Origin of the sequence: Rhodococcus sp. DK176, from assembly GCF_038447315.2 — a bacterium.
GTDB lineage: Bacteria > Actinomycetota > Actinomycetes > Mycobacteriales > Mycobacteriaceae > Rhodococcus_F > Rhodococcus_F jostii_A.
The window spans coordinates 7,266,035-7,287,172 of the sequence record NZ_CP118321.2 but is presented as its reverse complement, the minus strand read 5'-3'; the positions used below and the strand labels follow the sequence as shown (position 1 = coordinate 7,287,172).

8 protein-coding genes are annotated in these 21,138 nt (G+C 66.1%); 5 read left to right on the top strand and 3 right to left on the bottom strand.

The window, feature by feature from the left end:
* Positions 1 to 507 precede the first annotated feature (507 nt).
* The 3 genes from pabB to PSR88_RS33855 all read left to right on the top strand — a co-directional run bounded on the left by pabB (position 508) and on the right by PSR88_RS33855 (position 15,612).
* Complete coding sequence (gene pabB, locus PSR88_RS33865; RefSeq protein WP_016885014.1) at positions 508 to 3,390, top strand: aminodeoxychorismate synthase component I; 2,883 nt, start codon at positions 508 to 510, stop codon at positions 3,388 to 3,390.
* Position 3,391: 1 nt separating this feature from the next.
* Complete coding sequence (locus tag PSR88_RS33860) at positions 3,392 to 15,208, top strand: amino acid adenylation domain-containing protein (RefSeq protein WP_342338744.1); 11,817 nt, start codon at positions 3,392 to 3,394, stop codon at positions 15,206 to 15,208.
* Between the two features lie 224 nt (positions 15,209 to 15,432).
* Positions 15,433 to 15,612 carry a hypothetical protein gene (locus PSR88_RS33855; RefSeq protein WP_016885013.1) on the top strand — a complete coding sequence of 60 codons (180 nt, stop codon included), beginning with the start codon at positions 15,433 to 15,435 and terminating at the stop codon, positions 15,610 to 15,612.
* A 65-nt stretch (positions 15,613 to 15,677) separates the two neighbouring features.
* Here PSR88_RS33855 and PSR88_RS33850 read toward each other — a convergent pair whose 3' ends face one another.
* Both PSR88_RS33850 and PSR88_RS33845 read right to left on the bottom strand, forming a co-directional pair.
* Positions 15,678 to 16,301, bottom strand: coding sequence for a maleylpyruvate isomerase family mycothiol-dependent enzyme (locus PSR88_RS33850; RefSeq protein WP_342338743.1), 624 nt, complete (start codon positions 16,299 to 16,301; stop codon positions 15,678 to 15,680).
* A 105-nt stretch (positions 16,302 to 16,406) separates the two neighbouring features.
* A complete protein-coding gene (locus tag PSR88_RS33845; protein ID WP_016880105.1) occupies positions 16,407 to 16,862 on the bottom strand; it encodes an SRPBCC family protein in 456 nt (151 codons plus the stop codon).
* A 224-nt stretch (positions 16,863 to 17,086) separates the two neighbouring features.
* On the opposite strand from PSR88_RS33845, the gene PSR88_RS33840 reads away from it, so the two are divergent.
* Both PSR88_RS33840 and PSR88_RS33835 read left to right on the top strand, forming a co-directional pair.
* Positions 17,087 to 17,887, top strand: coding sequence for a class I SAM-dependent methyltransferase (locus PSR88_RS33840; RefSeq protein ID WP_342338741.1), 801 nt, complete (start codon positions 17,087 to 17,089; stop codon positions 17,885 to 17,887).
* A 348-nt stretch (positions 17,888 to 18,235) separates the two neighbouring features.
* The gene (locus PSR88_RS33835; RefSeq protein ID WP_011594428.1) at positions 18,236 to 19,477 is read left to right on the top strand and encodes an IS110 family transposase; all 1,242 of its coding nucleotides are present in this window, start codon (positions 18,236 to 18,238) and stop codon (positions 19,475 to 19,477) included.
* A gap of 356 nt (positions 19,478 to 19,833) precedes the next feature.
* Here PSR88_RS33835 and PSR88_RS33830 read toward each other — a convergent pair whose 3' ends face one another.
* Complete coding sequence (locus tag PSR88_RS33830; protein WP_016883081.1) at positions 19,834 to 21,132, bottom strand: MFS transporter; 1,299 nt, start codon at positions 21,130 to 21,132, stop codon at positions 19,834 to 19,836.
* Positions 21,133 to 21,138: the final 6 nt, after the last annotated feature.

Here is a 21,138-nt window from a genome sequence, read left to right as displayed (position 1 = left end):
TGACTTAAGGTGGAGTGCGCGCATCGCGCGGCGTGTCGGGGTCTGGGCGGGTTGCGCTGATAGACAGGCTAAATAGCCCTTCTAAGGATTGATCATGTCCACCAGGCCCACCGGATCGACGGTCCAAGTAACCAGTTGCCCCTCGGCCGGCTCGTCACCAAGAATGCACCAGCGGGCATCGCCGGCACTCAGGCGCAGCTAGTCAATTTCCTCAGGTCGGCGGAACCTCTCGACGGGGCCGACACGTCGAGAGGTCTTGGTGAAAACCATCCGCACCATCGCTGGCACGGGCGGACTTCATGGCTTGGCGCCTCATTCGCACAACGTCGGCCGTTTCGCCCCCAGTCAATGAATCACACGAGCTCCCCGTCCTGGAGGAGGGCGCCACGGGTGGTGCGCGCTCAGACGAAAGCTCCTGCAACAAGTTCGAGGGACCTCATCAAGTCGATGCACCGGCGAGAGAGAACGCACTGTCGCATCCCTCACACGCCGAGAACCGGGCAAACGATGTTTACCAAGACGTTGTTGATCGACAACTACGACTCCTTCACATACAACCTCTACAGCTTCCTCAGCGAGGTCAACGGGTGCCCGCCAACGGTGGTACGCAACGACGTCGACTGGCGTGCGATCGAACTGACCGAGTTCGACAATATCGTGATCTCTCCGGGGCCCGGTCGTCCAGCAAGCGAACGCGACTTCGGCATCAGCTCGCGGGCCATTCTGCAGGGTGGGCTTCCGACACTAGGAGTGTGCCTCGGCTATCAGGGTTTATGCCAACTGTTCGGTGCACATGTCGTCTTGGCACCAGAGCCGAGGCACGGTCGCAACTCAGAGGTATTCCACGACGGAAGAGAATTGTTCGCGGGCCTCCCCTCGCCCCTGTCGGTCGTCCGCTACCACTCTCTCGCCGTCGAAGATCTCCCTGACGAGCTGGAGCCGACTGCGTGGACATCCGACGGGATCCTAATGGGGGTACGGCACCGCCTGCGCCCCCTGTGGGGGGTGCAATTTCATCCGGAGTCGGTCTGCACCGATCGTGGACACGAACTCCTCGCCAACTTCCGTGACCTCACCCCGACTCGCCGGAAGGGATCCGCCCCGAAGCCTCGACGTCGGCCGCGGACCTTATCGCCATACGTGGTGGAAACACGACGGATAGATCGGCGAGTCGACCCACAGACGGTGTATGAGCGCCTGTTCGCAGACGGCCCCAACAGTTTTTGGCTCGATGGCAGCTCCACAGTGGAGTCGGACGCCCGCTTCACCATCATGGGCGACGCATCTGGCCCACGCGCCGAGTACGTCACGTACGACGTTGCGGACGGCACCGTCCTGGTGCACCGTTCCGGCGTTCCGGCCGACAAACGACGCGTGCGATTCTTCGACTATCTCGACGAACAGTTGCGGGCCCGCGCTGTGCCGCCATCGCCGGACCTGCCGTTCTCGTTCAATCTCGGCTACGTGGGCTACCTGGGCTACGAGTTGAAGGCCGAAGCCGACGGCAATGCGCAACATTCCGCGGACACACCGGACGCGGCCCTGGTCTTCGCCGACCGCGCCGTCGTGATCGACCACGTCGACGGCAGCTGCTACCTGCTGGCGCTCAGCGAGCAGGCCCACGAACCCGGAACCCGCGACTGGATGCGCCGTACGGCCCAGGTGATCAACCGGTTGCCCGTCACGACCGACGATGCGCTTCCCGCGCGGCCGCTCATCCGGTCGGCGGCAGACCCGCGCATGACGCTGCGCCACAACCGTGAAACCTACCTCAACAAGATCCGTACCTGTTTGGAGAACATTCGGGTCGGCGAAACGTACGAAGTGTGCTTGACGAACCACGCCCAGATCGATGTCGAGATAGACCCCGTCGAAACCTTCGCCTACCTCCGATCCATCACTCCAGTGCCCTACGCAGCACTCCTGAGGTTCGAGGCAGCGGACATACTCAGCGCCTCCCCCGAGAGGTTTCTGCGCGTGGACACCGACCGGGTAGTGGAGTCCAAACCGATCAAGGGCACCCGACCGCGGGGTGCAACCGCTGCGGCGGACGACGCGCTCCGCCAGGACCTGCTGACGAGCGAAAAAGACCGGGCCGAGAACCTCATGATCGTCGACCTCGTGCGCAACGATCTCTCACGGGTCTGCACTCCCGGTTCGGTGCACGTACCACGATTGTTCGACGTCGAAACCTACGCACCGGTCCACCAACTCGTGTCAACGGTGCGGGGGACGCTACGCGGTGACGCGACTGCAGTCGGGTGTGTGCGCGCCTGCTTCCCGGGTGGCTCGATGACCGGAGCACCGAAGATACGCACCATGGAAATCATCGATCGGCTGGAGGAGGGGCCGCGAGGCGTGTACTCGGGCGCCCTCGGCTGGCTGTCCATCAACGGCACCGCCGACCTCAGCATCGTCATCCGAACCATGGTGTCCCGGCACGGGACAGTGAGCTTCGGGATCGGGGGCGCCATCGTCGCATTATCCGACCCCGACGAAGAGTTCACCGAGACCCTGGTCAAGGCAGCCGCCATGCGCAGGGCCCTCACGATCAGCGCCGGCAGGTCCCCCGCCCTCGCCCACAGCGTTGGTCCGCAGACCTCGAGTGACACCATCGATCGGGCTGGGCGACGACTCTCGCGGGCCGAACTGGGCGGTGTAGAGGTGTGGGTCTGCCCCGGTGTGCTGGCACCCAGGGCCAACACCGAACTTGTACTTGCCGAGGCCCTCGCCGATATTTCACATGTCACGGCTCCAGTGGTCGTGGATCTGTGCACCGGTTCGGGAGCAATCGCCCTGGCAATCGCGCATGCCCGAGCCGATGCCGGTGTACACGCCGTGGATGCGGATCCGACGGCCCTGAACGTGGCTCGACGCAACATCGAACGTCAGATCCGCCTCGGCGAGAGCCCGATCGTGCTTCACGAAACCGCCGTCACCACGCCCAATCTACTGTCCGGCCTCGACGGAACGGCCGATCTTGTCCTCGCCCGTCCGCCGTGCATTCCCGACGACGAAGACCTTCCCTCTCAGTGCGGCGAGTACTGCCGACGGGCTTTGGTCAGTGGCACAGATGGGCTGAAGCTCGCCCGGCAAACGATTGTTGCGGCGGCCCGGCTCCTGCACGCGGGCGGCAGCCTCGTCGTCGAGCATCGTCCCGACCGCTACACGACAGTGCTCGCACTACTCGAAGGGAACAAGTTATTCGGCAACGTGGCAACACATTTCGATCAGGCGGGAGAAGCGGCCTACACCACATGCGCGCGGACCTCCATGCGGCCCCAGCACACCGAGGTCGGGTCCGAGTCCAACCCTTGCACACCTCCTGACGCAAGGAGAAGATCGGAGAAGAGTCGTGGACGCCGTCCCGCCACGGATTCCAGGAGTTGAAATGCGCTCGGGGACCTGCCTTCCGTCGGGGGCGTGCCGTTTATCTGCCGCGCAAAAGGGAATCTGGTTCGCCCAGCAACTGGCCGGCGAGCTCCCGATCACGATCGCGCAGTACGTCGAGGTCTTCGGCGAGTTGGATATCGATTTGCTCGAGGCGACCAGCCGAGTGGCGGCGAGGGAGTTCGGTTCCGGGTTCTTACGCCTGGTCGATCACGACGGTGAGCTGTATCAACTGGTCGACGATTCTTCCGACAGCGGGATCCGGCGAATCGACTTTCGCGCGGAGGACGACCCGAGCGTCGCCGCGCAGCAGTGGATGCGCCGCGAGTTCAGCACCCCGATAGACCTCCTCCACGATGCGCTCGCCGTCTCGGCGATACTCCGGGTCGGTGACCGGCACTACTACTGGTACTCACGCATTCACCACATCGCCCTCGACGGCTACGGCGCCATGACGCTGATGCAGCGTATTGCCGAGTTGTATACGGCCGCAGGTGCCGGTGTCGAGGCCCCGCCGCTCCACGTGCTGGACCTCGCGCAGATCGTTGAAATCGATGCTGCCTACCGGAACTCGGATCGCTTCGAAGCGGATCGGCGGTATTGGGCGGAACGGACCTCGGGACTGCCGGAGCCTGCGAGCCTGGCCGGGCGGTCGGCACCCGTCGAGGCGCATCCGCGAGTGGCCAGCGCGGCCTTGTCACCCGACGTAGCCTCAATGCTCGATTCGGTCGTCTCGAAGCACAACTCGAGTGCGGCACCGGTCCTGGTCGCTGCGCTTGCCGGCTTCCTGTGCCGGATGACAGGCAGATCGGACATCGTACTCAGTCTGCCGGTGTCGGCCCGAACGACCGCACCGCTGCGGCGGTCAGGCGGCATGGTGGCCAATGTCGTGCCGTTGCAACTCGAGGTGGGCGCGGACGTGACGATCGGAGCCCTGATCAAGTCCGCACAGCTCGAGTTGACTGGGGCGCTGCGGAGGCAGCGGTACCGCCGTGAGGACATCTGCCGTGATCTCGGCAGGGACATCAGCCGCAATCGCTCGTTTGGCCCGACTCTCAACATCATGCCGGCCGACCGAGAGATCCGGCTGGGCCCGCACCTCGGCCGACTGCACGTGTTGACCTCCGGGCTCGTCGACGATCTTTTCGTCAACATCTACCCGAGCGTGGGGGGCACCACCACACACATCGACTTCCAGGCCAACCCGAGCCTGTACGACGACGACGTTCTCGATCGTCATCACCACCGCTTGTTCCTATTTCTCGACCGCTTCCTTTCTGCCGATGCGGGGAGTCGGGTCGGTGACATCGACATCCTCGACCCCGACGAACGACGGAACCTGCTCGACCGCACCGGCGGCCCCGAACACCCCGCAACGACACTGCCACAACTGCTCACCACCGCCGCAGCACACGACCGCACCGCACCGGCGGTGATATACCGAGACCACCACCTGTCCTACGAACAACTCGACACCGCATCCTCCCAACTCGCACGGATCCTGATCGCCGAAGGCATCGGCACCGAAAACACCGTCGCCATCGCACTCCCCCGCTCCCCCGACGCGATCCTCGCAGTCTGGGCGACCACCAAAACCGGCGCCGCATTCCTCCCCATCGACCCGAACTACCCGAAAGACCGCATCACCCACATGCTCTCGGACTCCCGAGCCGCACTCGGGCTGACCACCACCGAGCACGCCACCACCCTGCCCGGACCACTGCCGTGGCTCGTCATCGACACCCCCGACATCCAAACCCGCTGCAACACCATCGATCCAGGACCCATCACCGACACCGACCGACTCCGACCCCTGCACACCACCAACACCGCCTACCTGCTCTACACCTCCGGCTCCACCGGCACCCCCAAAGGCGTCGTCGTCACCCACCAGGGGCTGGCCAACCTCGCCGCCGAACAACACGAACGATTCACCACCACCCCCCACTCCCGCACCCTGGCCGTGGCATCACCGAGCTTCGACGCCTCGGTCTTCGAACTGCTCCTCGCCGCCGGAACCGGCGCCACCATGGTCATCGCCCCACCCACCGTCTTCGGCGGCGACGAACTCACCCACCTCCTCCACACCAACCACATCACCCACGCCGTGATCACACCCGCCGCACTGGCCACCATCGACCCCACCCACCTCCACACCCTGCACACCGTCCTCTCGGCCGGCGAAGCCTGCACCCCCGACCTGCTCACCCGCTGGACCACACACACCGACACCTCCCCCACCCACACCCCCCGCCGCTTCTTCAACGGCTACGGCCCCACCGAAACCACCGTGATGAGCAACTGCAGCGGACCACTGCCCCCCAGCGGCCCCATCACCATCGGCGGCCCGATCCGCGGCACCCACGCCTACGTCCTCGACGACCGACTCCGCCCCGTCCCCACCGGCGTGACCGCAGAACTACACCTCGCCGGGATCCAACTCGCCCGCGGATACCACAACCGACCCGCACTGACCGCCGAACGGTTCGTCGCCAACCCCTACGGCCCACCCGGCCAACGCATGTACCGCACCGGCGACCTCGTGCGCTGGCACCCCGACGGCACCCTCGAATTCCTCGGCCGCCGCGACCTCCAAATCAAACTCCGCGGCCACCGCATCGAACTCGCCGAAATCGAAGCAACCCTCACCACCCACCCCGACATCACCCACGCCGCAGTGACAGTCCACCAGGGCCCAGTCACCGAACAACTGGTGGCCTACGTGGTGCCGACCCCGGGCGCCCAAATCGACCCCGCCCGGGTCCGCGCCTTCGCCGCCGACCGCCTCCCCGACTACATGCTGCCCGACCCCATCACCGTCCTCGACCGACTACCGCTGACCCCCAACGGCAAGATCGACCGGCGAGCACTCCCCGCACCAGCACCGTTGAACCGACAGTTCCGACCACCGGTCACCCCCACCGAACAGACCATCGCCGACGTCTTCACCGACGTCCTCGAGCTCGACCGCGTCGGGGTTGACGAGTCGTTCTTCGCTCTAGGTGGCGACAGCATCGTCGCGATTCAGTTGGTGTCGCGCGCGAAAGCCCGGGGCGTGGTGTTCTCCTCACGCGATGTTTTCGAGCGCAGGACTGTTAGCGGCTTGGCTGAAGTCGCGCAGCGTCCCGAGGACTCCGGACTACCGGTGGCCCTCGAGGAGTTGCCGGGCGGCGGTATCGGGTGGATGCCGCTGACCCCGGTCGCGCGGGCGCTGATCGAGCGGGGCGGTGGCTTCGGTCGATTCTCGCAACACATGTTGGTGGAGTTGCCGCCCGGAATTGAGCGCGGTGGGTTGGTGGCGACGATCGAGGCCGTCCTCGATCACCACGACATTTTCCGCTCACGACTCGTCGGCGACGAGCGCGGGTGGGGTCTCGAAGTCGGTGGGTCGGATGCCATCGATGTGGACGGCCTTGTTCGTCGGGTGGAGGTCGCCGCCGATCTCGACGAGGAAGCCGCGGCGGCGTTGGCGGCGGCGCAATTGGATGCGGCGTTGGGGCGGTTGGCGCCGACGACGGGCGTGATGGTGCAGTTCGTGTGGCTCGATTTCCGGTCGGAATGCAGCACCGCGCAGCGGCCGGGCCGGCTGCTGATCGTCGCGCACCACCTGGTGATCGACGGGGTGTCGTGGCGGATAATCCTGCCGGACTTGGCCTCCGCGTGGGCGCAGGTGTCCGCTGGGCACACTCCGGTGTTGGATCCCGCCGGAACGTCGATGCGTCGGTGGGCGCACGCGTTGGTCGAGGAGTCGTCGGCCCCGGCGCGGCTGGCGGAGTTGCCGATGTGGCAGGCGCTGCTGCAGGCGCCCGACCCGGTATTGGGCCTCCGCCCGTTCAACGCGGCTATCGATGTGGGATCCACCCTCGACCGGGTCGAGGTGAGCGTACCGGCGCCGGCGGTGGCATCACTCCTGACGACCTTGCCGACACTGTTCCACGGCGGCGTCGAGGATGGACTGCTGGCGGCATTGGCATTGGCCGTCTGCCGGTGGCGGCGCGCGCGACAGGTCTCCGAATCCTCGACGCTGATCCAACTCGAGGGACACGGCCGTCAGGAGCAGATTGCCGCGGGAGCGGATCTGTCTCGGACGGTGGGATGGTTCACCACAGTGTTTCCGGTGCGTCTGGATATCGGGGCCGCCGACCTCGACGAGGCCTTCGCCGGTGGCGCCGCGGCCGGTGTGGTGGTCAAGTCGATCAAGGAGCAGCTGAGGTCCATACCGGACAGGGGAATCGGCTACGGGCTCCTGCGCTACCTCAATCACGAGACAGCCGAGCAGTTGCGGTCGCTGCCGGTCGGCCAGATCAGCTTCAACTACCTGGGCCGGGTGTCTGGCGGTGGTTCACCGAACGAGGTGCCGGGGGCCGAGTGGGCACCGTGCGGCCATCTCGGCGACATCGCCGCTCCGGGAGATGCCGACATGCCGGCGAACGGCGTCGTCGACATCAATGCGATCGTCACCGACGGCAGCGAGGGTCCGGTGCTGGGCGCCACGTTCACGTTCCCGACGGGTGCAATCGGGCGGACCGAGGTGCAGGACTTGGCGGGAGAATGGTGCGCTGCGCTCGCCGCGCTCGCCACCCATGCGCAGACCCCCGACGCCGGCGGGCTGACACCGTCGGATCTACCGTTGGTCACCACACGTCAATCGGACATCGACCGCTGGGAAGCGGCGTATCCGGCGGTGACGGACGTGTGGCCCCTGACGCCGCTGCAGTCGGGTCTGCTGTTCCATGCGCTGTTGGCCGCGTCGTCGGTCGACGTGTACTCGATGCAGGTCGTGTTCACCCTGACGGGCCGGGTGGACGCCACACGGTTGCATGCGGCGGCGCAGGCGGTACTGGATCGGCACCCGAATCTGCGGGTGGCGTTCGTCGGGGGAGCCGACGGCATACCCGTGCAACTGGTGCTCGACAAGTTGCCGGTGCCGTGGCGCGAGGTCGATCTACGCGACGTCGACGACGCCGCTCGCCCGGACGCGTTGACGCGACTGCTGGCCGCGGACCAGGCCAGGCATTTCGACATGACCGCACCGCCGTTGATCCGGTTCACACTGGTCACGGCAGCCGAGGACCGGTACGAACTGGTCGTCGCCAACCACCACATCCTGCTCGACGGATGGTCGATGCCACTGCTGATGACGGACTTGCTCGCGCTCTATGCCGCCGGCGACGAGGCGTCGGCGTTGCCTCCCGCCCGTCCGTATCGCAGTTATCTGGAGTGGCGCGCCGAACAGGACGAGGCGGCGTCGCGGCGGGCGTGGGCGGCGGCGCTCGAGGGTGTCGACGGCCCGACTCTGCTCGCCCCGGCCGACCCGGGCCGAGAGATCTCCTCGCGGGCGGGTGAAGTAGCCGCCGATCTCGGCGAGCAAAGGACACGTGCCCTGTCCGAGTTGGCCGCCCGGCTCGATGTCACCGTCAACACGGTGATGCAGGCGGCCTGGGGAATTCTGATGATGCGGATGACCGGCCGCGACGACACGGTCTTCGGCAGCACCGTGTCGGGACGGCCACCCCAGCTCACAGGCGTGGAATCGATGATCGGGCTGTTCATCAACACGGTGCCGGTCCGGGTGCGGGCGGATCCGGACGAGACGATCACCCAACTGCTGACGCGGATGCACCGTGAACAGGCCGACCTGCTCGACCACCTCTACCTCGGGCTCACCGAGATTCAGCAATCCGCCGGAACAACCGACACCCTCTTCGACACGCTGACGGTGTTCGAGTCGTATCCCGTCGAGCAGGCCACACTGACCGAACAGGCCGACGCACTCGACGGCATCACCCTCGCCGGTGTCAGCGCCAACGACAACACCCACTACCCCCTCGCCCTGAAAATCACCGTCGACACCCAAATCCGACTAAGCCTGACATACCTCCACGATCTGTTCGACGAACCATACGTCCAGGCCCTGCTGCACCGATACCTGCGCGTTCTCGGAGCCATCATTGCCGATGCGGGCAGCCCGGTCGGCGACATCGACATCCTCGACGCCACCGAAAAACAGCTGATCCTCGAGGACTGGAACCACACCGATCATGCGACAACCACCGACACACTGGTGTCGATCTTCGGTGCGCAGGTCGCGCGCACACCCGACGCGCCCGCGGTGGTGGACGGAAACCGAACACTGTCCTACGCCGAGTTCGATGCACGCGTCAATCGCCTCGCCCGACACCTGATCACCCAGGGAGTGGGCCCGGAAACCATCGTGGCACTGCGGATGCGCCGCTCCCTCGACTTCGTCGTCGGCGTCTACGCGACCCTCACCGCCGGTGCAGCTTATCTGCCCATCGACCCCCACCACCCGGCCGAGCGCACACACTTCATACTCGCAGTGGCACAACCCACCTGCATTCTGACCACCACCCACGACGAGCAAGTCGATCTGCCCGACCCGGTACCGGTCCTCCACCTCGACACCATCGATCTGTCACCGCTGTCCGCGGCGCCGGTCACCGACGCGGACCGGCATGCACCACTACGCCCGCAGAACACGGCCTACGTGATGTTCACCTCGGGATCGACCGGCCGGCCGAAGGGGGTGACCGTGGCGCACAGCGCGATCGTCAACGAGGTGCAGTGGGTTGCGTTCGACTACGGCTTGGGTGACCGTCTTCTGCAGAGCAACGCGGTGACCTTCGACGCATCGACCCCCGATCTCTTCGCACCGCTGCAGGTCGGCGGATGCGTGGTGTTGGCAGGGCCCGACGGCCAACGCGACCCCGACTACCTCGCCGAACTCATCCGCACCCAAGCGATTACCCACATGTCGTCGGTGCCGACGGTGCTAACCAGTCTCATGGCGAGCCGGTCGTCGGACGCTCTCGATGGGTTGAAGGTGGTCTACCTCGGCGGTGAAACGCTGTCCGGGAACACGGTCGCGCGGTTGGCGGAGTTCGGTCCGGCAACGGTGTGGAACCAGTACGGGCCCACCGAAACCACCGTCAGCGTCATCTGCCACCGCTGCACCCAACACGAAGAGTCGGTGGTACCCATCGGCACACCGCAGACCAACTGCCACGCCTACGTGCTGGACCACCGCTTGCATCCGGTACCGGTGGCGGTGGTGGGCGAGTTGTATGTGGCCGGGGTCCAGCTGGCACGCGGATACCACAACCGGCCCGCACTGACCGCCGAACGGTTCGTCGCCAACCCCTACGGCCCACCCGGCCAACGCATGTACCGCACCGGCGACCTCGTCCGCTGGCACCCCGACGGCACCCTCGAATTCCTCGGCCGCCGCGACCTCCAAATCAAACTCCGCGGCCACCGCATCGAACTCGGCGAAATCGAAGCAACCCTCACCACCCACCCCGACATCACCCACGCCGCAGTGACAGTCCACCACGACCACCACACCGGCGACCGGTTGGTCGGCTACGTCGCCCCCCGCAACGGCGCCCCCCTCGACCCCACCACGATCCACACCTTCGCCGCCGACCGCCTCCCCGACTACATGGTGCCCTCACCGATTACGGTGTTGGATCGTTTGCCGTTGACGGCCAGTGGGAAGGTGGATCGGCGGGCGTTGCCGGCACCGGTGTTTCCGGTGCCGCAGTACCGGGCGCCGGTGACGGTGGCGGAGGGGGTCGTTGCCGGCGTGTTCGCCGACGTCCTCGATCGCGACCGCGTCGGGCTCGACGACGACTTCTTCATCCTGGGCGGCAACTCGCTGCTCGCCACGCAGGTGGTGTCCCGGCTCGGTGCAGCAATGGATGCGCGGGTACCGATGCGGGTGCTGTTCGAGGCGTCGTCGGTGCAGGCACTGTCGACGTGGCTCGAGTCCCGGGCCGCTGCGGGTGCACACACCCCCCTGGTTCCGCGGACCCGACCCGAACACATCCCGCTATCGTATGCGCAGCAACGCATCTGGTTCCTCAACCGGTTCGACCCACACTCACCGGTCTACAACATTCCATTCGCCGTGCGCCTGTCGGGACCATTGGACACGGCCGCACTGCTGGCAGCGATCGCAGACGTCGTGGACCGGCACGAGACCCTCCGGACGATCTACCCCGAATCCGAGGCCGGCCCGCACCAAGTGGTTGTCCCGGCGGCCGAGGTCAGCGGCGGATTCGCTACCGCCGCGGTGACCGAGAACGAGCTCGCCACGCGACTGCTGTCGATGGCCTCGTCCGAATTCGACGTCACCACCTCGGTGCCGGTGCGGGCCGCCTTGTTCGAGACGGCCGAAAACGAGCACGTGCTCGCCGTGGTGCTGCACCACATCTGCGCCGACGGCTCCTCGATCGCCCCGCTGGCCCGGGATCTCATGGCCGCCTATACGGCCCGAACCGGCGGACACACGCCATCGTGGCCACCACTGGCGGCGCAGTACGCCGACTACACCCTGTGGCAACGCGAACTACTCGGCTCCGACGACGACCCGAACTCGTTGCTCGCCCGGCAGCTGACCTACTGGCGTTCCACACTCGACGGGCAACCGGAACAGCTCGAACTGCCCGGGAACCGAACGCCGCCCGCCGTCACCCACCGTGGACGAACCCACACGTTCACCCTCGACGCGCCCACCCACCGCGCGGCAGCCGAACTCGCACGACAACACACCGCGACGGTATTCATGGTGCTGCACACCGCATTCGCGGTGTTCCTGGCCCGGACATCGGGAACCGGGGATATCGCGATCGGCACCCCCGTCGCCGGCCGCGGCGACCCGGCCCTCGACGACCTGGTCGGCATGTTCGTCAACACCCTGGTACTGCGAACCCCGGTCGACGGTGCCAGCAGCTTCACCCAACTGCTCACGACGGTGCGAGAAACCGACCTGGCCGCATTCGAGCACGCCGACGTGCCGTTCGAACGGGTGGTCCAGGCCCTCAACCCGGCACGGTCGACCGCCCGACACCCCCTGTTCCAGGTGATGCTCGTCTTCCAGAACCAGGAGCACCCGAAGCTCGAACTGGAGGGGCTGACCGCCCGTGTCGAGGACATCGACCACGCCGCCACCCAGTTCGACCTCACGCTGATGGTGAGCGAACGCGTCGATCGCGATGGTGCCGCTCGCGGTCTGACCGCCGCGCTGACATACGCGCAGGACCTGTTCGACGAGGACACCGTCCGCGGCTTCGCCGACAGATTCACCCGGCTCCTCGAGGCAGTGGTGGCCGATCCCAACAGCCCGGTCGGCGACATCGACATCCTCGACCCCACCGAAAAACAGCTGATCCTCGAGGACTGGAACCACACCGATCATGCGACAACCACCGACACACTGGTGTCGATCTTCGGTGCGCAGGTCGCGCGCACACCCGACGCGCCCGCGGTGGTGGACGGAAACCGAACACTGTCCTACGCCGAGTTCGATGCACGCGTCAATCGCCTCGCCCGACACCTGATCACCCAGGGAGTGGGCCCGGAAACCATCGTGGCACTGCGGATGCGCCGCTCCCTCGACTTCGTCGTCGGCGTCTACGCGACCCTCACCGCCGGTGCAGCTTATCTGCCCATCGACCCCCACCACCCGGCCGAGCGCACACACTTCATACTCGCAGTGGCACAACCCACCTGCATTCTGACCACCACCCACGACGAGCAAGTCGATCTGCCCGACCCGGTACCGGTCCTCCACCTCGACACCATCGATCTGTCACCGCTGTCCGCGGCGCCGGTCACCGACGCGGACCGGCATGCACCACTACGCCCGCAGAACACGGCCTACGTGATGTTCACCTCGGGATCGACCGGCCGGCCGAAGGGGGTGACCGTGGCGCACAGCGCGATCGTCAACGAGGCTCAGTGGGTGGTCGAGGCGTTCGATCACCGTGCCGGTGACCGTCTTCTGCAGAGCAACGCGGTGACCTTCGACGCATCGACCCCCGATCTCTTCGCACCGCTGCAGGTCGGCGGATGCGTGGTGTTGGCAGGGCCCGACGGCCAACGCGACCCCGACTACCTCGCCGAACTCATCCGGGCGCAGAAGGTCACTCACGTGGCGTCGGTGCCGACGGTGCTAACCAGTCTCATGGCGAGCCGGTCGTCGGACGCTCTCGATGGGTTGAAGGTGGTCTACCTCGGCGGTGAATCACTGTCCGGGAACACGGTCGCGCGGTTGGCGGAGTTCAGTCCGGCAACGGTGTGGAACCAGTACGGGCCCACCGAAACCACCGTCAGCGTCATCTGCCACCGCTGCACCCAACACGAAGAGTCGGTGGTACCCATCGGCACACCGCAGACCAACTGCCACGCCTACGTGCTGGACCACCGCTTGCATCCGGTACCGGTGGCGGTGGTGGGCGAGTTGTATGTGGCCGGGGTCCAGCTGGCACGCGGATACCACAACCGGCCCGCACTGACCGCCGAACGGTTCGTCGCCAACCCCTACGGCTCACCCGGCGAACGCATGTACCGCACCGGCGACCTCGTGCGCTGGCACCCCGACGGCACCCTCGAATACCTCGGCCGCCGCGACCTCCAAGTCAAACTCCGCGGCCACCGCATCGAACTCGGCGAAATCGAAGCAACCCTCACCACCCACCCCGACATCACCCACGCCGCAGTGACAGTCCACCACGACCACCACACCGGCGACCGGTTGGTCGGCTACGTCGCCCCCCGCAACGGCGCCCCCCTCGACCCCACCACGATCCACACCTTCGCCGCCGACCGCCTCCCCGACTACATGCTGCCCGACCCCATCACCATCCTCGACGCACTACCCCTGACCACCAACGGCAAGATCGACCGGCAAGCACTACCCACCCCGGTGCTCCCGACACCGCAGTACCGGGCGCCGGTCACGGCGGTGGAGGGGGTCGTTGCCTGGGTGTTCGCCGACGTCCTCGGCCGCGACCGAATCGGACTCGACGACGACTTCTTCACCCTGGGAGGCAACTCGCTGCTCGCCACACAAGCGGTGTCGCGGCTGCGAGAGGCGCTCGGCGTCGAGATCCAAGTAATGTGGCTCTTCACCGACTCCACGGTCGAAGCGATCGCCAGTAGAGTCGAGGCGGCCTCCGACGGGTCGACACGTATCGCGCCGACCGGACCTTCGGCGTTCGACGTCCTGTTGCCGATCAGATCAGCCGGGGATTCCGACCCCATCTTCTGCATACACCCAGCCAGCGGATTAGCCTGGTGTTACGCAGGTTTGGCTCCACACATCGAACCGGGACGGCGAATCTACGGGCTGCAATCCCCCGAACTCGTCGAAGACGACCCGCATCCCCGTTCGATCGAGCAGTTGGCGGAGCAATACGTCAGGGAGATCCAGGCCGTGCAATCAGATGGGCCGTATCGCCTGCTCGGCTGGTCCTTGGGCGGAGTTATTGCCCACGCCGTAGCCACACGACTCCGCCTTCTCGGGAAGCAGGTCTCGATGCTGGCGATGTTGGACAGCCGGTTCCGCGAAGCGGAATCGACTGCAAACCAGGAATTCACTGTTGAAGACATCCTGGTCGAGCTAGCCGATCTGTTTGGATTCGGTGCCGAAGACTTCGATGCCGCGGGAGAAACCATGTCGGCTGAACAAGCGACCGAACTGATTCATCTGCGAACCGGAGCATTCGAGTTTCTCCAGCCATCACACGTGAAGCGGATCGTCGAATCCTTCAATGACGCGCCACGGTTGGTCGCCGACTACCGCCCCGTCGTGTTCGACGGAGACATGGTTTTCTTCGCCGCCGCAGCTGGCGAGATGACCCAGGAGGTTGCCGAAAGTTGTTGGAATCCATACATAACTGGTTCAATCGACTACTATCCCATCGATGCCACGCATATTCGTATGACCACGCCACGTGCCTTGGCAGAGATTGCACGAGTTCTCAACACTTACCTCGTCGACGCTGTCAGTTAGCGGCGCCTCCCCGTGTCAAACGAACTACTCGATGGTGCAACGACCGCATGAAAACGCCATCTCGCGATCCAGCCGGACAAGGGGCAGCTGATTCCGTCCACCACGACGGCGCGGTTGCTGCCCGAGACGCTATCCGGCGAACGCTATGTGTCGCTGATCGTTCCCGAGGGAGACACGGCTTCGCCGATCCAGGCCGGCGGGACACGCTGGCGAACACGCTCGGCGTGCAGTTCATCAACCCGAAAGGTCGCTACCTGCCCAACCAGGACGAGCCGCGCCTGCTCGACAATCGCGGACCGGCTTGCTACGACGTCACCGGGGTCCCCGATCAGGTACCGGGATACGGAGCCCAGATCACGCCCGCAAGTTACGCGGGATCGAAGATGCAGGCGCCCCGACCATGAGGGGAACCGACGTGTCCTTCAGATGACGACTCGCGACCGTCGCCCGGGCCCCGGACCGCGGTTCGTCAGATCGCCGCCGCGAGGACCTCGACTCCCGGTCCGTCGAGGTCGTCCAGCGCCACCCTCCGACCGGAGACGGCCAGGAGAAGCGACAGGGCGGTGCCGCTCACCTCGGGGCCCTCTCCGATCGACACCTCGGTGTCCGCTGCGGTCAGCCGGACGCGGGCCACGAGTTCTCTGGCACCGCCGAAGGACGCCGGGGTGCGCGTCTGCAGGCGGAGCGATCTGTCGACGGCCTCCGCCGGGTAGGAGCGGGTGAGTTCCAAGGGCCGACGGATGTCCTCACCGTGGACGATCTCCTCGACGAGCCGGCTGTCGAGGGGGGCCGGAGGCGTCGACGTCCGCGACGCCACCCGACGAAGCCGAGCCAACGTCTCCTGCGGTGAGGCACCGCGCTCGCGTTCGACACCGCGGGCATTCTGGCGGTCGAAGTCGAACCGCGCCCGCGCGAGACCGACCATGAAACCGAGTCGCGTCGTCCGAGCCGTGTCGACCAGGTGGGCGACCACGTCGTGCACCGTCCACTCGCCGCAGAGCGACGGCTCGTCCCACCGCGCCGCGTCGAGACTCCCGAGGTCGTCGACCAGCGCCACACGCTCCGCGTGCACCATCGACCAGACATCTTCCACAGCTCGCTCCTTCGGTCGGCCACATCGTATGCACGGTAAGACTCGTCGCGACACGGAATCTCATCGCTGCTCGGGGAACGACCGAATGAGAGCCGACCCACATGGTCAGCCGTCGATGGTGAGCAGGTCTGCGAGGTTGTCCAGGCTCGCCCGCACCGTCCGTGAGTACGCCTTCGCGACTATCGGGTCAGCCAGCTTGCCGAAGATTCCTCCGAGGCCACTTTCGCTGTCGGTCCGATAGGTGAACAGGGTGCCGCCGTCGACTTCCTCGAGCCTCGTCGTCGCGGTGAAGCCGACCTTGCTCTCCACCGACTTGGACGTGGCCACCTTCAACGGCTCGTACTCGACGAATTCGGTCACCCAGTCGAGGCGCCTACCCAGAATGCGGGTTACCCCGCGCCACCGGGTGCCCACCCCGAGTTCCCCGTCGGTGAGCTGCTCGCATTCAACGGTGGACGCCTCCCACGACGGCCAGTTCTCCGCGACGGTGACAAAACTCCACACTTCCGACGCAGGACGGGCGATGACGACGGACTGCTCGACAACCGGCATGGTGATCATCCTTCTGGTGATGGCTGGATCGGAGTCGACCTGCCTCGTCACGCTCCTCGGGCGATGTAGGGCCAGAAGACTGGAGACCGGTCTGTTTGATTTTCCCCTCTGCGCGGGGTCGCTGTCACTGATGGTTAGCGCATCAAAACGCTGGTGGCGGAGTAGACAAGCCCACGAGACGCCGGCGAAACCGGTGCTGGATCGATCCGCCGAGGAGCAGAGATGATCGAACCATGACATCGGATCGCCGTACGCTTCGGAACACATTCGAGTTGGCCGCCGAGAAGTACCACCCCGCTCGGCCCAGCTATCCGTCGGCGCTCTATGACGAACTCGTCCTCACGGCCGGACTGCGCCCAGGTGACTCGCTACTGGAGATCGGAGGAGGCTCGGGCAAGGCCACCGTCGAACTCGCGCGGCGGGGCTTCACCATCACGTCGGTCGAACTCGGGCATGAATTGGCAGCGATCGCGCGTGTGAATGTGGCGCCGTTCCCCAACGCCGAGGTGGTCTGCGCCGATTTCGAGCACTGGGAGCCGGCGCCAGGCGTGACCTACGACCTCGTGTGCGCGGCAACCTCCTGGCACTGGATCGACCCCGCAACGCGATACATCAAGGCGGCCAGTCTCATTCGCCCCGGAGGGCATCTGGCGTTGTGGAGTGCACAACACGTGTTCCCGGAAGGTGGGGACCCGATCTTTCGAGAGATCCAGCCCGTCTACGAGGAGATCGGCGACGGTCTCCCGGATACCGCGACGTGGGCGCGCCCGGGTGAGCTGGCCGATCATCGGGCCGAAATCGAGGAGAACGGACTCTTCGACAGCGTCGTGGTGCGTCACTTCGACTGGGAAGTCAGCTACGACGTGGACGGCTACCTCGAGCTTCTCGACACCTTCTCCGGCCACATCGCCATGGCGAAATGGCAACGGGAACAGCTGTACAGCGAGATTCGTCGTCGAGTTGCCGAGCGGCCCGAACGCCGCATCCGGCGGCACTTCGGTACAGTCCTGCACATTGCCCGCCGCCGCAGCTGATCTTGACGCATTTTCGTGCCAGCAATTCAGGTGCGCTCCGCTGGCCCCTCCGTGGATAGGGAAAATGTGGATCGATGACCTGCCCTGGTAGGTCGACCGCACTGGCATCGGGAGCGGGTGAGAGCGCAGGATTTTCATGTGTGCGTTGCGGTCGACCCCGATCCGTCTGTGGTGCCGGTGAGCCTGCGTGTCAGCATGGTGGCGGATGGCCAATCTTCATCCGCGGGAACCGTGGAATGTTGCCTTCGAGCACGAGTAAGAGAGTTCTGTCTTCATCCCGCCCTCCCCGCAACGCGCACCCGAACGAGCGAATACGTGCCACCAGTGACGGAGAGAGGGTGATCGGCGATGGAAGTGGTGCACCCCCGGTGCGCGGGACTCGACATCTCCAAGAAGGACGCGAAGGTGTGCGTGCGGATCCAGGGCCGCGGCAGCAGGCGCACCTCGGCGACGGTGACGACGTGGGGCGCGATGACCAACCAGATCCTTGCCCTGCGCGAGCACCTGGTCCAGCAGAAGGTCACCTGCGTGGTGATGGAAGCAACCGGCAACTACTGGAAACCCTATTTCTATCTCCTCGAGGACACTCTCGAGGTGATGCTCGTCAACGCCCACGACGCCCGAAACATGCCGGGCCGCAAGAGCGATGTGTCCGACGCCGCCTGGCTGGCCGACCTCGGCGCGCACGGATTGTTACGCGGGTCACTGGTGCCGCCGCCACCGATTCGCCGTCTGCGTGACCTCACCCGTGCCCGCACCGCGCTGACCCGCGACCGCGCCCGGCAGGGGCAACGAATCGAGAAGGTCCTCGAGGACGCCGGGATCAAACTGTCCTCGGTCGCCACCGACATCATGGGGGTCTCCGGTCGAGCGATGCTCGACGCCCTCATCGACGGCCGTGACGATCCCGCCGTCATCGCGGGGCTGGCCAAGGGACGGATGCGGTCGAAGATCCCGGTATTGGCCGAGGCACTGACCGGACGATTCACGCCCCACCACGCGTTCTTGATCAGCATGCACCTGACGCTGATCGACCAGTACGGGCAGGCTCTCGGTGAGCTCGACACCAGGATCGCCGAGGCGGTGGAACCTTTTCAGGCGGCCCGGGACTTGCTGACGAGCATCCCGGGTTTCTCGACGACCGTCGCTGAGGTAGTCCTCGCCGAAACCGGCGGCGACATGCGGGTGTTTCCCACCGCCGGGCACCTCGCGTCCTGGGCCGGCACCGCACCCGGATCGCACGAATCCGCCGGCCGGGTCAAGTCCACGAAGACCAGACCGGGCAACCGGCACCTCGAGGGTGCCCTCGGCACCGCGGCGCTGTCCGTGTCCCGCTCGAAGGGCACCTTCTTCTCGGCCAAGTACAAGCGGATCGCGTCCCGCCAAGGTCCGATGAAGGCGCTCGTCGCCGTGCAGCATGCCATGCTCGTCGCCGCCTGGAACATGCTCACCAACGGTGACCTCTACCGCGACCCCGGACCCGACTACTACACCCGACGCGTCCCCACGAAGACCAGGGCCCGGGCCATCGGCCAGCTCGAATCACTGGGCTACCGCGTCATCCTCGAACCCGCAGCCGGCACCGCATAACCACACGCCGACCACGCCAGCCCACCGGGACATCGGCGGGTCACCCCCGCCCGCCCTCACCCGCGGTGGTCACCTAATTTTCGTAAGAGACGGCCGACAACCCGACCGACTCTCCGGTCAAGCCCGAGGCGAATCACAGGCTTCGGTGTGGCCGTCCAACGCACATAGGCGAAGGCGGCTTGGTTCCGCGCCTCCGAACAGTGCGACTGCCAACCCCAGAACACCTCCGCTGCCGGCCAACACCGCACCGAGCATGAACATTCCACTCATCAGACCCTCCCCTCTGTCCTGTCCCCATTACAGCAGGCCCCCACCCGGACACGGGCTCCGGCCTGCGACGGATCCCAACTCCCGTTTCAGCAGGATTCGACGGCAACGACGCGACGCGCGGTTGTCGACGGGAGGAGCGCGAGGACGAGGGCCAGCACCGTCAGGACGAGGACCAGGACGGCCACGTAAAGCCATTGTCCGTTCGCCCAGGCGATTCCTCCGACCCAGCCGAACAGGCTGGAGCCGGCGTAGTAGGAGACGTTGTACAGCGCCGTCGCCTGTGCGCGACCCGTTTTCGCGTGGGCGACCATCCCGGATGCGACGGCATGGCCGACGAAGAGTCCGCCGGTGATCGCGGCCACGCCGAGGAGGATCAGGACCAGCGGTCCGGCGACGCTGAGCATCGCCCCGCCCGCCATGAAGGCGCAGGCCGACACGAGTACGGTTCGGTGACCGAACCGGCCCACCAACCAGCCGGCGGCGCGAGAGCCGGCCGTGCCCGCCAGGTAGGCGAGAAAGATCAGCGACACCACCGTGGGCGCGAGGTGGTACGGAGCGGCCTCGAGCCGGAAGGGAAGGTAGTTGAAGACGGCCACCATGCCGCCGACGAGTAGCGCACCGATGCCGAACAATGCCAGCAGGCGGGTGTCCCGCAGGTGGATGACAAGGATCCCGGTGGACGGGACGGGCGCTCGCCGCCCCCGTCCCGCGGGTAGCAGCGCGATCAGGATGGCCATGAGGATCGCGAGACCTACCCCGAGGATCGCCAGTGCCGGGCGCCACCCGAGGTGATCGGCGACCGGGACGACCAGAAGTCGACCGCTCAAGCCACCCAAAGATGTTGCTGCCACGTAGGAACCGGCCAATGCTGCGGTCCGCGCCCGGGCCGCAACCTCGTGGAGAAGTGTCATCGCCAGCGCCGGGAGTCCCCCGAGCGCCACCCCTTGGACGAATCGTCCCGCCACCAGGGCGTCGAACGTCGGGAGCCAGGGGACGGCCACGGCGAGCAGTCCCGCGGTTGCCGCCGCGTACCGCATCGCGGTGGGGCGCCCCACCCGATCCGAGAACCGGGCCCACGGCAGAACCGACAACGCCAGTCCGAGCGTGGCCGCCGACACCAGGAGGGAAGCCTGCGCCGGGCTCACGGACGCGTCGTGCCCGATCTGTGTGAGGAGCCCTTGAGGGGCGTACATCAGGGCAAAGGTCGCCACGCCGGCACACCACAGGGCCGCCGAGAGTCGGCGGTCCGGATTGCCCGTCGGCGGCGTGTTCCGCACGGCAGCCGCTGCGCGGGTGGCCTTCCTCGTGAGGTCTGTGGCGGACATGAAGTCGACGTTAGATCCGAAGAACTGATGAATCCAATGCAGAACCATCCATCCACTCATACAGTT